The organism is Amaricoccus solimangrovi (assembly GCF_006385685.1).
Classification (GTDB): domain Bacteria; phylum Pseudomonadota; class Alphaproteobacteria; order Rhodobacterales; family Rhodobacteraceae; genus Amaricoccus; species Amaricoccus solimangrovi.
Map to the genome: position 1 here is coordinate 26,140 of NZ_VFRP01000020.1, position 12,776 is coordinate 38,915.

The 12,776-nt window shown below is 51.8% G+C and carries 10 protein-coding genes and 1 pseudogene; 3 read left to right on the forward strand and 8 right to left on the reverse strand.

Going from position 1 to position 12,776, the window contains the following annotated elements; translation table 11 throughout:
- Positions 1-155 precede the first annotated feature (155 nt).
- From FJM51_RS26150 to FJM51_RS26160, 3 genes are all read left to right on the forward strand, one after another.
- Positions 156-2,777, forward strand: coding sequence for a multicopper oxidase domain-containing protein (locus tag FJM51_RS26150; RefSeq protein ID WP_210240317.1), 2,622 nt, complete (start codon positions 156-158; stop codon positions 2,775-2,777).
- Positions 2,778-2,865: 88 nt separating this feature from the next.
- On the forward strand, positions 2,866-3,672 hold the full coding sequence (locus FJM51_RS26155) for a PepSY domain-containing protein (RefSeq protein WP_140455321.1): 807 nt from the start codon (positions 2,866-2,868) through the stop codon (positions 3,670-3,672).
- A 42-nt stretch (positions 3,673-3,714) separates the two neighbouring features.
- The gene (locus FJM51_RS26160; protein ID WP_140455322.1) at positions 3,715-4,326 is read left to right on the forward strand and encodes a DUF2911 domain-containing protein; all 612 of its coding nucleotides are present in this window, start codon (positions 3,715-3,717) and stop codon (positions 4,324-4,326) included.
- A gap of 194 nt (positions 4,327-4,520) precedes the next feature.
- On the opposite strand, the gene FJM51_RS26165 is transcribed toward FJM51_RS26160, so the two are convergent.
- The 8 genes and pseudogenes from FJM51_RS26165 to FJM51_RS26200 all read right to left on the reverse strand — a co-directional run.
- Positions 4,521-6,662 carry a copper-translocating P-type ATPase gene (locus FJM51_RS26165; protein ID WP_210240318.1) on the reverse strand — a complete coding sequence of 714 codons (2,142 nt, stop codon included), beginning with the start codon at positions 6,660-6,662 and terminating at the stop codon, positions 4,521-4,523.
- Positions 6,663-6,673: 11 nt separating this feature from the next.
- Complete coding sequence (locus FJM51_RS26170) at positions 6,674-6,988, reverse strand: phosphoribosylpyrophosphate synthetase (RefSeq protein ID WP_140455323.1); 315 nt, start codon at positions 6,986-6,988, stop codon at positions 6,674-6,676.
- A gap of 85 nt (positions 6,989-7,073) precedes the next feature.
- The gene (locus tag FJM51_RS26175; RefSeq protein WP_210240319.1) at positions 7,074-7,514 is read right to left on the reverse strand and encodes a hypothetical protein; all 441 of its coding nucleotides are present in this window, start codon (positions 7,512-7,514) and stop codon (positions 7,074-7,076) included.
- A 450-nt stretch (positions 7,515-7,964) separates the two neighbouring features.
- A complete protein-coding gene (locus tag FJM51_RS26180) occupies positions 7,965-8,552 on the reverse strand; it encodes a helix-turn-helix domain-containing protein (RefSeq protein WP_140455324.1) in 588 nt (195 codons plus the stop codon).
- Positions 8,553-9,471: 919 nt separating this feature from the next.
- Positions 9,472-10,071: a DUF3347 domain-containing protein gene (locus FJM51_RS26185; protein ID WP_181163802.1), complete on the reverse strand. Its 600-nt coding sequence runs from the start codon at positions 10,069-10,071 to the stop codon at positions 9,472-9,474.
- Between the two features lie 202 nt (positions 10,072-10,273).
- The gene (locus FJM51_RS26190) at positions 10,274-11,488 is read right to left on the reverse strand and encodes an efflux RND transporter periplasmic adaptor subunit (protein WP_140455326.1); all 1,215 of its coding nucleotides are present in this window, start codon (positions 11,486-11,488) and stop codon (positions 10,274-10,276) included.
- 4 nt (positions 11,489-11,492) lie between these two features.
- On the reverse strand, positions 11,493-12,647 hold the full coding sequence (locus FJM51_RS26195) for a hypothetical protein (RefSeq protein WP_497707173.1): 1,155 nt from the start codon (positions 12,645-12,647) through the stop codon (positions 11,493-11,495).
- Positions 12,633-12,716 (reverse strand): annotated as a pseudogene (locus FJM51_RS26200) (heavy metal-binding domain-containing protein); the annotation flags it as partial. The gene FJM51_RS26195 and the pseudogene FJM51_RS26200, both read right to left, overlap by 15 nt.
- Positions 12,717-12,776 lie beyond the last annotated feature (60 nt).

Genomic DNA, 12,776 nt, shown 5'->3' on the forward strand with positions numbered 1-12,776 from the left:
AATATCCCCCTGCTGTCGGAGATTTTTGCAGTCGCTCCGGTGGTGGGGGTTTACTATTTAAAGCTAAAGCAGAATTACCGCCAGCTTCAAGCTTACAGAATTAACTGAAAGGCTGTGTCAGTTGAGTGGATAGGAAGCCGGAGCAGAGTTTCTCTTTGGCTGTAGGGCAAATCAGCCAGTCAAAGTATATTAAATTTCCCATACTTATGCAAAGTATCCTGAATAGTAGAAATTATGCAGCGTTAGTGATTTTCATGATAATACACCTTGCGCTTACCCAAAAAGAGGCCGCTGCCCAAACCGACACTATTGTTTACAACCTGACCATTGACCAGCAGCAGGTGAAGATAGCCGGCAAAAAAAGTATGGGCATGACCATCAACGGCTCCATCCCCGGCCCGACCCTGCGGTTTAAGATCGGCGACTATGCGGTGATCCGTGTGACCAACAAGATGCCTAAGGAAACTTCTATCCATTGGCACGGCATCCTACTGCCCAACTTCTTTGACGGGGTTCCTTACCTTACCACACCGCCCGTTGAGCCGGGCACTACCTTTACCTATGAATTTGAGCTTAAGCATACCGGCACCTACTGGTATCACTCCCACACCGGTTTGCAGGAGCAGATGGGGGTGTATGGCTCCATTGTGGTTGAGGACCGGGAACAGAAGCTGGACTATGACTCGGACCTGGTGGTGGTGCTGTCGGACTGGACCTACGAAAAACCTACAAACGTACTGAAGACGCTGAAGCGAGGCTTGGAAATCTATGACATCCAGAAGGGCACTTCCATACCGCTAAGTATGGTAATAGCCAGGGGAGCATTGGGGGCGCAGCTAAATTTTTGGAAACAGCGCATGGAGGGAGCCGACATCGCCGACATATACTACCCCGCCTTCCTGACAAACGGGCAGCCTGTGCGGGAGTACCCAGAGTATAAGCCGGGGCAAAAGGTAAGGCTGCGGGTGATCAACGCAGCCGCATCCAGCCAGTTCTGGCTCACCTTTGGCGGAGACACGCCCCTGTTGGTTGCCGCCGATGGCCCCGATGTGGTACCCGTTAAGCGTGACAAAACCTTTATCGCGGTAGCCGAGACCTACGATTTTATTGTGACCATTCCGCAGAACGGGAAGCTGGAGATGAAGGCCACCGTGCAGGACGGCTCCGGCCACACCTCTGCCTTGCTTGGCCAGGGGCCTGTTATACCCGCACCCGATGTGCCCCGACCGGATAAGATTGCGATGATGCAGCAGATGGCAGCCATGAGCATGAAAATGGGAGCTCCGGCCACCAAGTTCAACCCCAGCGAGGAGGAGCCTTACGAGATGATGAAGGAGTGGGGCATGCAGATGGATGATGAGATGCAGATGGGGGAAGGCATGCACATGGAGCACGGCAAAAGTATGGACCAGATGGACATGAAACAGCCGGAAAAGAAGCAGAAGCCCATGCAGCACAACATGGAGATGAAGCAGGACACAACAGGCGCTAAAAAGATAGACCACTCCAAAATGGAGCACCAGAGAATGCCAAAAGACACCACCGCTGCAAAGGGTATGGATCACACCAAAATGAACCATACCATGCACAGCAGGGAAATGCGGCAAGACTCCGCCGTTGCCATGGAAATGGACCACGCGAAGATGAACCACCGTATGCACGAGCAAGATGTTGACACAGCCAAAGCCAACTCCATTAAAGAGCGCAAAAGCATCGGAATGCAGCACGAGGGAATGCCCGGTATGGAGATGTTTGCTGAATACAACTACGACTACCTGAAGGCGCCCGAGTCAACCGACTTTGCAGAAGACAAACCTGTGCGGGAGATACTCCTCAACCTGACCGGCAACATGGTGCGCTATATTTGGAGTATGAACGGCGTGCCACTAAAAGAAGCTGACAAAATAAAAATTAACCAGGGCGAAGTTACCCGCATCACGCTCAACAACCTGACCATGATGCACCACCCTATGCACCTGCATGGGCATTTCTTTCGGGTGATAAACGAGCACGGGGAGTACTCGCCGCTCAAGCACACCGTAAACGTGGCACCGATGCAGAAAGTGGTGATTGAGTTTGATGCCAACGAGTACGGCGACTGGTTTTTCCATTGCCACATCCTCTACCACCTCGATGCCGGTATGGCCCGCATCTTCAGTTATGACACTCCCCGCGACCCGCGCCTGAAAGGCTACCCGCTCAACATCCTGACAAACAAAAGCAACCACTTCTTCTTCTGGGGTGCCGTGGATGCCGCCTCCCACATGAGCGAGACAAGGATGGTGCTATCGAATCTGCGCAACCAGTTTACCTTAACAGCAGAGTACGGATGGAACAAGAACCTGGAGGCAGAGCTTACCTACGGCAGGTTCCTGTACGATTACCTGAACGTGTTTGTGGGGGTGAATGTGGAAAACGAGCAAGAGGATAGTATGGATGAGGTTGAGACCACCGCCATTACCGGCATTAGGTGGCTGACACCTTATATGTTCAATCTGGACCTGCGCATGGATAACAAACTGCGCCCTCAGATCAGCCTGGGCCGGGAAGTTCTCATTTTTCCGCGTACGTTTCTGTTTGGCGAGTATGAGTACCAGGCGGACTTTGGTTGGGTTAACGACTTTGAGCCGGAGGAAGGCACGGGTAAAGTGGATAGTTACCGAAGCGAGACCACCTGGAATGTGGGGCTGGAGTACCTGATGTCGAAGAGTTTTTCGCTGATGGGCAGCTACGACAACCGCTTCGGAGCGGGCGGTGGCCTAACGGTGCGCTTCTGATGTAGTTTCTGCGTTCCCTGGAGTAGGTAATTTTAGACTTTAGCGCCCAGTTTTGAACCGGTTGTGGATTTGGTGTTATATTAGCCTGATGAAGTTAAAAAGTAAGCAATATTATATCCGCAAATCTCACCGCTATCTTGGCCTTGTGTTAGGCGTTCAATTCTTCTTCTGGACACTTGGTGGGTTATACTTCAGCTGGAATAATATTGATAAGGTACACGGGGACCACCTCAGGAGCGGGAAGAAATATTTCCCGGCGTCTATGCAAATGGTATCGCCACAGGTAGTGCTGGAGCAGCTAAAAGTAAATAAGGCGATAGACTCTGTGCAGTCGGTGCAGCTGATCGAAATTGCGGGTGTGCCTACTTACCAGGTGCGCTACTTTTCGGGTGCCATGGATCACGCACAGCATGAAGCTGAGGGGCACATGCCGAGCCATACTTCCAATGTAAAAGTGCAGCTGGCCAATGCCGAAACCGGTGCGTTTGTCTCACCGCTTTCTGAAGATATGGCCGTGGTAGTTGCCAAACGGCAAATGGCGGATCCGATAAAAGTGGATAAAGTGGAGTACCTGACAGAAGTTAGTTCGCACCACGAGTACCGCGAAAAACCGTTGCCAGCATGGGCCGTAACCTTTAGCAAGCCGGACAAATGTACGGTGTACGTTTCAGCAGAGTTAGGTACATTCCAGGCTATACGCCACGACCAATGGCGCGTATTCGATTTCCTCTGGATGCTGCACACCATGGACTACGCCGGCAGAGACAATTTCGGAAACGTGTTGTTAAAAGCGTTCTCTATCTTTGGCTTGCTTACTATACTTTCCGGCTTTGTGCTGTATTATATGTCGTCACCGTCGGTAAGAAAAGTAAAGAAGCGGGTGCAGAAAGTATAGCGCATCATCTTAATAAACCCTTATCTAAAGTATAAATTCAACGTGAAAAAGAAGACATTCCTTTTAGGAGCTGCGACCGTAGCGGCAGCAATCACAACAAGTTGCACCAGTACCACAGAGGAGAGCCAGCAGGAGCAGGTTTCCTCTGTAGAAATAGCAGAAACCCCAGAGCCACAGGAGTCACAGCCAGACACGATTAAAGGCAGCATCCCATCCGAAGCCACAGGAAGTATAGGCAACGCAGACATTAAAATAAACTACCATGCACCGGGCGTAAAAGGGCGAATTATTTGGGGAGGTTTGGTGCCGTACAACCAGGTATGGGTAACAGGAGCACACATGGCCACCTCTTTTGAAACTGATAAAGCCTTGATAATTGATGGCAAGGAATTACCTGCCGGTAAGTATGCTTTATTTACCATACCGGGAAAAAATGAGTGGACGGTGATCTTCAATAGGGACTGGCAGCAGCACCTGGCCGACAAGTACGATCAGAAAAAGGATGTGCTGCGAGTGCAGGTGAAGCCAGAGGAACTGAAACAACACCAGGAAAGATTGAAGTATGAGATACTTGGGAAAAATAGCTCAGAAGGCGACATTCTTATTGCCTGGGATAAAGTTGGACTAACGGTGCCAGTTAGATCTAACTCGTAATCAAAGCATAAGGAGGTGGCAAACGCGCTCTGACACCTCCTTATAGATTTAACGATAGAAGGCAATATAACTTTGGGAACAGACGCAAATATTCATCTGCACCAACTGGTAGCGCTGGCTCCCACACCCAGCACCACACGAGGCGTAACTTGCCTTCCGACTCTGATCTCGGCAAGATCTATAACCTCCACCTGCTACTTTAGCTGCCTACGCAGCAGCTGCGCGTTAATAGCCACAATCACGGTGCTCAGGCTCATGAGCGCCGCCCCAACAGCAGGAGACACCATGATACCCTGCTGATACAGCACACCGGCAGCCAGCGGTAGCGCCACCACGTTATAGCCCGTTGCCCAGATCAGGTTCTGGATCATTTTCCGGTAAGTTGCCTTACCAAATAGTATGAGCGAGGCAATGTCCTGCGGATTGCTGTTGACCAGGATGATGTCGGCAGTCTCGGCGGCCACATCGGTGCCCGAGCCCACGGCAATGCCCACGTCGGCCTGCGCCAGGGCAGGGGCGTCGTTCACGCCGTCGCCCGTCATGGCCACAAACTCACCATTTTGCTGTAGCTCTTTTACTTTCTCCTGCTTCTGGTGCGGCAGCACATTGGCCAGGTAGCCATCCATGCCCAGTTTGTCGCTTACGCTCTTGGCTACACGCTCATTGTCACCGGTTAGCAATAAGTTCTTAATGCCGTTCTCTTTCAGTATCTTTATGGCTTCCTCTGACTCAGGTCGTATTTGGTCTTTCAACGTGATAAAGCCTGCCACCTGTTGGTCTATCATAATATAGACCACGGTTTCTACACCATCTTCGGCATCGTTTTCGGGTACTTGTATGTTGAACTCTTTAATGTAGTTTGGCCCTACTACCTTCACATCCTTTCCTTCCACGGTTCCCTCCAAGCCCTTGCCGGGCAGGTAGTGAAAGTCAGAGGAAGCGGGTATGGTAATGCCTTCTGTCTCAACCTTGCGCAACACGCCCTGCGATATGTAGTGCTCTGAGTTTTGCTCGACTCCGGCTGCCAACCTTAGCAATTCCTGCTCTGTGTAGGCCGGGTTCAGCGATACAACCCGTGCCACCTCATGCGAGCCTTGGGTTAGGGTACCTGTTTTGTCGAAGATGATGGTGGTGATGTTGCGTGAGTTCTCAAAAGCAGTACGGTTACGGATCAGGAGCCCATTGTTTGCAGATACAGCTGTAGAAATAGCCACTACCAACGGTATAGCCAAACCCAGCGCATGCGGACAAGAAATAACCATAACGGTAACCATCCGCTCCAAGGCAAAGCCAAACTCAGCACCGGCAATTAGCCACGCGACTAAGGTTAAAGTACCGGCAGTAAGGGCAATGTAGGTGAGCCATTTGGCAGCCTTGTCGGCAAGCCGTTGCGTATCTGATTTTGTTTTCTGAGCCTCCTGTACCAAGGTAATTACCTTGTTCAGGTAACTGTCTTTTCCGGTGCTTTGCACACGCACCTGTAGCGAGCCGTTGCCGTTTATGGAGCCACCAATTACCTTATCGCCTGGTTTTTTCTGCACCGGTTTGCTCTCACCAGTCAGCATGCTTTCGTTCAGGTAGCTATCTCCCTGTACCACTTCGCCATCGGCAGGCACTTTCTCACCGGGCTTTATTAGAATAAGATCATCTGCTTTTAGCTCCTCTACCTTCACTTTTATGGTTTGTCCATCTTTGATAAGCGCAGCCTCGGCTGGCATCATGCTCACCAGTAACTCAAGGGCTTTGGAGGCACCTAACACAGATCGCATCTCAATCCAGTGGCCCAGCAGCATTACCACAATCAGGGTGGCAAGTTCCCAGAAAAAGTCCATGCCTTTTATCCCGAAGGCCACTGCCGTGCTGTATACATAGGCCACGGTAATGGCTACGCCAATCAGCGTCATCATGCCCGGGGCCTTTTTCTTAACCTCCTCGGCAAGGCCTGTTAGAAATGGCCAACCCCCATAAAAGTAGATGATGCTGGAAAGCACAAAGGAAATCATCATGTTGTAGGGGATATTCAAAGAGTAGCCCAGAATATCCTGGATCATAGGGCTGATGATGATAACCGGAACCGATAATGCAAGTGAAACCCAGAAGCGTTTCTTAAAGTCCTCGATCATCATGCGGTGGTGGTCGTGGTGGCCCTCATGCTCCCCGTGTTCCGCGTGGCCTATGTGCTCTTCGTGCGGTGGGGGCGTGCCTTCTCCATGCGGCATGGCCTTGTGGTGGGCGTGCAGTGTCTTTTCCTCCAGCCGCTCTGTTACCTGGTTTTTCTGATCCTTTGCCTGCTGGCGCTGACTTTTCCCCTGGTGGTGTTGATGGTCATGATTCATGATAGTAGCTTCTAAGATTGATAATCAACTCTTAATTTTTGGGCCATTTCAGGCGTAACAGAATCGGCATACGTTCCATAAGCATCTATCAGTACACCTTTTACGCCCTGATCGGAGGAGATCGCGTACACAACCGAGTTATCGTCAGGGTTGCTAGCTCCTTCAAACCGATGTACCTCATTGATGTCAAACTCCCCCGCCCCTAACTCCAGTTGTAAACGGGGGCACTCCAGACAGTACGGGCGTAAGTTAAAGTCCTCCACATAGCCCCGCTTCTTTAAGTCATGGAGCGCCTCGACTATGGTTTCGTAGTGGTACTTGTTCATCCTTGTCAGCTTTAAGTTTCATACATTTAGAATCTACGCGCACAGCTAAAAAGCAAAGGCGCAGCTATGGGGCTGCGCCTTTAAATTAATGATGGTGCCCTGTGTCCAGGTACTTGCCTTGGGGGCCGACTCCCTCTATGTGTACGAGCTGCGCACCATAATGTCCTGCCATGGCCACGCTGTAAGCGGCACCGGTAAGAACAAAGGCTACGACCAGCACGCTCCAGCGCTGGCCCTTAAACAGGAACTGACTCAGCAGCTGTGCCGTTAGGCCTATTCCCGCTAAGTAAATGGTCCAGTCGGCGTAGTAGTCGTGCTGGGCGAGTACAAGCTTTGCATGTTCTGTGAGTCCGCTGGTATGCGGATGCGCGATTTTAGTAACATAGTAGGCCATGCCAAAGCTTATTAGGGTGGCTATGGTGGTGATCCAGTCCAGCTCTCTGCGCAGAAAAAGGATGTTGCAGAGCTGCACGGCGGCGGCTACCAACAGCAGCACGATGGGGAAATGCACAAGCAGAGGGTGCATGTTAGGGAAGTCATCCGGTCTGGCGTGGGCACTCTCCGGTTCTTGCTGGTGGGCGGCATGCGCTTCGGGAGCTACTGCGGGTTGCACTACGGCAGCGGTATCTACTATCTGCGGCTTCTCTTGCTTTGCGGCAGCCTTCCCGTGTTTCTCGCCTCCGTGTGCGTAAAGTGTTTGGGTACTAATTACAGATAAAAACAACATTAGGAGTAGTAAAAAACAGGTGTTTTTCATTCTTATAAAGCGTTAGTTAAGTGGGCGTATTATGATTTACACTAAACCTCCACAATACCTAACTACTCACAATAATATTAAAATTAGCAGCCACTGATTGCACACAAAAGTGCTAAGCAGGTGCGTTGCCTTTGAACACACTTAGAGTACTCGAGCGAGACGAAGGCAGTTTTATAAATTTATGGAGCAGCGTTATATATCTGTGGAGAAACCTTAGTATCAATACAGGTTATCGATAGTATGACGGTCTGAGCCACCCTGCCGCTTGTATTGATTGAGGGTGGTGCCAGTAACTTCCTTAAACTGCCTGGAAAGGTGCTGCAGGCTTTTATAGCCGAGCTTGGTTGCAATAGCAGTAAGAGGAAGCTCGTCGTAAGTGAGCAGCTCTTTGCTGCGCTCTATTTTTTGTAGCACAATGTACCTATTCAGGGCTATACCCTCAGATGCTTTGAAAGCCGTGCTGATGGTGGAGTAGTCTTTGTTTAGCTTCTCGGCCAGATAAGTAGACAGGTTCGTGGCAAGGGATGAAATCTCATCACTATAAACTAAATTAATGACGGCTACTTTGATACTCTCTACAAGCTCTTCTCGCTTATCGTGGAGCAGCTCAAACCCTTTCTGAGCCATGGCCGCTTCTATGGCCGTTTCATCCACCGCTTCGTTTTCACCGATAACGGCTGTACCCAGCTCTACCTCCAGAACAGGCAGGCCCAGCTTTTCCAGTTCTTCCCGCACAACCATAATACAGCGGGGGCACACCATATTTTTAATGCGAAGCACCCTTTGGTGCTGATTCTCTTCACTCATTTAAACCAATAGTATGTTAGCGGCTAGCTTGCTTTAAAAGCGAACTACCGCTTCATTTGATGTTACAAACACATTCAGCGCGTTACATGCCTTACTGCAAGCCAGGAAGAGCGGCGCAGGTGAAAGGCACAGAAGGTCACGCACATCAGAGACGGAAAAGCATAGCTCTTCCATGATGCGGTCAGGAGCAGCTTGTGCATCAAATGACTAAAGAGTGCAGGAATATTATGATGTCAGGTATTTTAGGAACAGGGGGATCAGGGGGAGCGTGCGACACCGCTGTAACACAGTTCTTATAAAAAGCGCGTAATACAGCCTGATAAAGGCTATCCATGAAGGTATACGATGCCTTTACAAGCGACGGCAGCTCCACGGGAGGAGCGCTCTTTAAAAAAGGGGCGTAAGCTAAATCAGAGCAACAGCTACTATCCTCCGTTGACGACGCAGGATGCTTCTCCTCATGGTGTGCGTGCTCCTTACCGTGATGTTCCGAAGAGGTTTCATGTTTATGGCTATGCCCACCATGCTCTGCGCTGTGGTGTTGTGCTGGAGTGGAAGCTACAGGTTGGAGCCGCTCAGCCAGGTGCGGCAGGTTGCAAACCAGCTGAACAAGGTACAGGCTCACGAAGACTGCCAATAGAAGCAGCCCCGTAAAGTTTAAGTTCTTGTTATGTCTGGTTCTTCTCATGAAGTAAGGCCTTTGTGCGGCAGCCCCTTAACCTTCGCACAGTGTAAATATATAGAAAAAACAATAAAATACAGGGTTGCACTGTACTTAAGCAAGATACGCCTCCACTAATACTGAATATTCGGGGAAAAAGCTTCTCAGCCAGTCGCTCCAAGGTTCAGTAACACCTGTGGTGGGAATACAGCTATAGATGCATGCGTGAGTCCCTGGCAGACTCACGCATGGTTAGTTTTAGTTCAGCACTTCCTCCGTGCCGCCGCACTTGAGCATCTGCTCGCCGAAGTATGGGTTGCGGATTTCCTGGTTAGCGCTCAGCCAGTAGGCGCCTTGGTTGTTGTTTGCCATCGGGCAATGCTGGTAGTAGAGCTTCTGGTCCGTCGCGCCGAATGCCTTGGTAAGCGAGAACGTAGCCTCTGAGAGTAGCTCCAGGCTTTCACGCTGTGCGCTCACCTCACCTGCCTCAGCAATTTTGGTGGCACTTTGCTTTACTTCCTCCACCTTCTCTTCGGCAAAGGCTTTCTGCTCGCCCTCCAGCTTAGCTAGGTCTATTTTTTCGGCGGCGGCAAGTACAGATTCAGCCGCTGCCTTCGCTGTTTGCGCGTTGGAAGCAACGAGCGCGTCCTTCAACTTTAGGTAATTGTCTACCAAAGCTGCCACTTGTGCCTTTACAGGCCCGCCAACCGAAGTATAGTCAGGAGTCTCTATCACCTCCTGCGTTGTCATTTGTCCGTGGTCCATAGTGCTATGGTCCATACCTTCGTGTTGATCCTGAGCTGCCTCCGTTGTTTCCTGCTGCTTTTCGGCACAGGCAGTAAAGGTAAAGGCACCCATTACGGCCCCGGCAAATGCGATTCTTTGAATTGGTCTTAGATTCATTTTTTAATTTATTTAGTGTTAGTGATTAATTTGATTTACTAGTACAAAGGCGACTAAAGCGCTTACGATAAGGTTAACGGCCCACATCTCAGCCATTTCTTACTGTTTGGTTCTTTCGGTTCGTCGGGCGCTATCCTGCAGCAGTCTTTCATTGGTTTTAATGGTTATGGCCTGCCATCGGGTCGCCGCCCTTCTTCAGCACAAACTCGCTGTAAAGCAGGTAGGCCCCTGAGGTCACGACTTTATCATTCTCTTTTATTCCCGAGAGTATGGCTACATTGTTAAAGCTTTCCTCACCGAGCGTCACCATGCGTGCCTGAAAGGTTCCTTTTCCTGTCTGCACCCACACATGGCTGCCACGCTCATCCCGGATAACCGCATCAGTTGGTACAGTCAGGCTCTCGCCGCTCTTGCCGGGGAGCGTCACGTTGGCCTGCATACCCGGCAAGTACTGCCCCTCATTGTTTTTTAACTCAGCACGCATGACAGCTACCTGGCTCCCGGCCCTATACTCCGGGTTCAGGAAGGTAACCTTGGCTGGAACAGCCCCTTCGGTAAAGCCTTGTACTGACACCTGAACCGGATCCCCCACCTGCACTTGGGCCACCTCCTGCGGGTAGAGCTCGGCCTCCACCCAGATGCTGCCCAGCTTGCCCAGCCTGTAGAGCACGCCGCCTTCGGCTACGTACTGCCCTTCGGCGGCGGCAACTTCTGTTATTACGCCTGCGCTTGGAGCTACAAAAGTGACTCTGGCATTCAGTTGATCCGTACTGGCCAGTCTTCTGATCTGTGCCTCCGTCAGGCCATAGAGCAGGAGTTTCTTTTTGGCAGCTTCCAGAAAAGAAGCAAAGCGCGGGTTCTCCTGTCCCAGTTCCTGGTTCTGCCTGAGGGCCAGCAGGTACTCGCGTTGCTGGGTCAGGAGCTCCTCCGAGTACAATTCGTAGAGCGGCTGCCCTTTCTGAACACGCTGTCCGGTTTCTTTGATGTAGAGCCTCTCAATGCGCCCTGCGGCACGGCTGCTAACCACATCGGTTTGTGTCTCGTCCAGCACGAGTTGCCCGGTCAGGATGGTACTGCTGCCCACGTCGCCATACTTTACCCGTTTCACAGCGATGTTCCCCAGCGCGATCTGGCTGTCGCTCAGCATCAGCTCCCCCTCATTTTGGCCTGCCTGCGACACCGGCACCAGGTCCATGAAGCAGATAGGGCAGGTGCCGGGCTCGTTCTGCACGATCTGCGGGTGCATCGGGCAAGTATAGGTGGTTGCGTCGCCCTCTGTATGGGCTGCCTCCTCATGGCTGCAGGCCCCCAGGGTAATTACCATCAGGAAGGCCAGCAGGTATAGGGTGTAATTTCTTGCTCTTCTCATCATGCGCTTACTTATTTACTTTGATAAAGCTCTCGCTGTCCACCAGGAACTGCGCATTAGCGGCCACCACATCGTTCTGCTGTAGCCCTTCCACGACCTGTATCTGATTTCCTTCCGTTATGCCCGCCGTAACAGGCACTGGCTCAAACACACCGTTTACTTTCTTAAAGGCCACAGACCTGGTGCCCATGTCCAACACGGCAGCTTTAGGCACCCAGAGGGCAGGATCCGTGGTATAGCTGGCGCGGGCAGTTACCAGTTGCCCCACCATCGCCAGCTTTTGCTGCCCCGGCAGGTACACCCGCACCTTGGCAAAGCTCTCCCCTTCCTCATAAAAAGGCTGGAGAAAGTCTACACTCGCCTCCAGGCGCTCGCCGGGTAGCTGCGGAAAGGTGACCTGCACCGGAGCTCCTTTGGCCAGTGCGCTCACCTGTGCGGTAGGCACATTAAACTCCGCCCACAACTGGTTGGGGTTTACTACCCGCAAGAGCGGCTGTCCGGTGCTCACATACATGCCCTCCCTTAGCTGGATAGCTTCAGCCGCAGCGGTAGGAGTAGGCGAAGCGCTAGCTCCTGCGCCCGCGCCATTGCCGCCTCCCATGGCACCCATGCCACCGCCTGCACTTACTGCAGCGCCCGCCGCCGTACTTGGTGTAGCGGATGGGGCTGCGGTGTTCAGGCCAATTACATAGCCATCATAAGGACTGTAGAGGGCAAAAGTATAGCTCTCTTCCCCGGTTCGTAGGAGGCGGGTTATTTGTGCATCGGTGGCACCCAGCAGGCGCAGCTTCTGCTTTGCCGCCTCAATCAGTTGTTTGTCCTCGGGAGCCGACTGTGCCAGGTAGACCAGCTCTTTCTGCGCCGTAATCAGCTCCGGGCTGTAAACCTCCATCAGCTTCTGCCCTTTGCGGATGGACTGGAAGTTATACTTTACATACAGCTTCTCAATTCTTCCTCCCACGCGGGCAGGCACAGTATAAATCCGACGAGGATCGTAGGTGATGATGCCTTCCATTTGCACCGTAGCCTGCACCGTTTTTTCCTGGGGCTTTGTAGTGGCAACCGAGGAAACGACGGTACTGTTTGTAGGCCTCAACAAGAACGCTAGATCCTCTGTGATTTCGATCTCTGTGCCATGCCCAGACTTGGGCACCAGGTCCATGCCGCAGATCGGGCAGGTGCCCGGCTCGTTCTGCACGATTTGCGGGTGCATGGGGCAGGTATATTCTGTATCACCTCCCGCATGCTCCGTTTCGTCATGGCTACAGGCTCCCAGGGTAATCACCACCAG

What these genes read in the sequence shown, in the direction of transcription:
- FJM51_RS26185 (WP_181163802.1), bottom strand. Translation starts at nt 10,071, where the DNA reads ATGGGTGCCTTTACCTTTACTGCCTGTGCCGAAAAGCAGCAGGAAACA.
- FJM51_RS26155 (WP_140455321.1), top strand. Translation starts at nt 2,866, where the DNA reads ATGAAGTTAAAAAGTAAGCAATATTATATCCGCAAATCTCACCGCTAT.
- FJM51_RS26165 (WP_210240318.1), bottom strand. Translation starts at nt 6,662, where the DNA reads ATGAATCATGACCATCAACACCACCAGGGGAAAAGTCAGCGCCAGCAG.
- FJM51_RS26195 (WP_497707173.1), bottom strand. Translation starts at nt 12,647, where the DNA reads ATGGACCTGGTGCCCAAGTCTGGGCATGGCACAGAGATCGAAATCACA.
- FJM51_RS26170 (WP_140455323.1), bottom strand. Translation starts at nt 6,988, where the DNA reads ATGAACAAGTACCACTACGAAACCATAGTCGAGGCGCTCCATGACTTA.
- FJM51_RS26190 (WP_140455326.1), bottom strand. Translation starts at nt 11,488, where the DNA reads ATGATGAGAAGAGCAAGAAATTACACCCTATACCTGCTGGCCTTCCTG.
- FJM51_RS26175 (WP_210240319.1), bottom strand. Translation starts at nt 7,514, where the DNA reads ATGCACCCTCTGCTTGTGCATTTCCCCATCGTGCTGCTGTTGGTAGCC.
- FJM51_RS26180 (WP_140455324.1), bottom strand. Translation starts at nt 8,552, where the DNA reads ATGAGTGAAGAGAATCAGCACCAAAGGGTGCTTCGCATTAAAAATATG.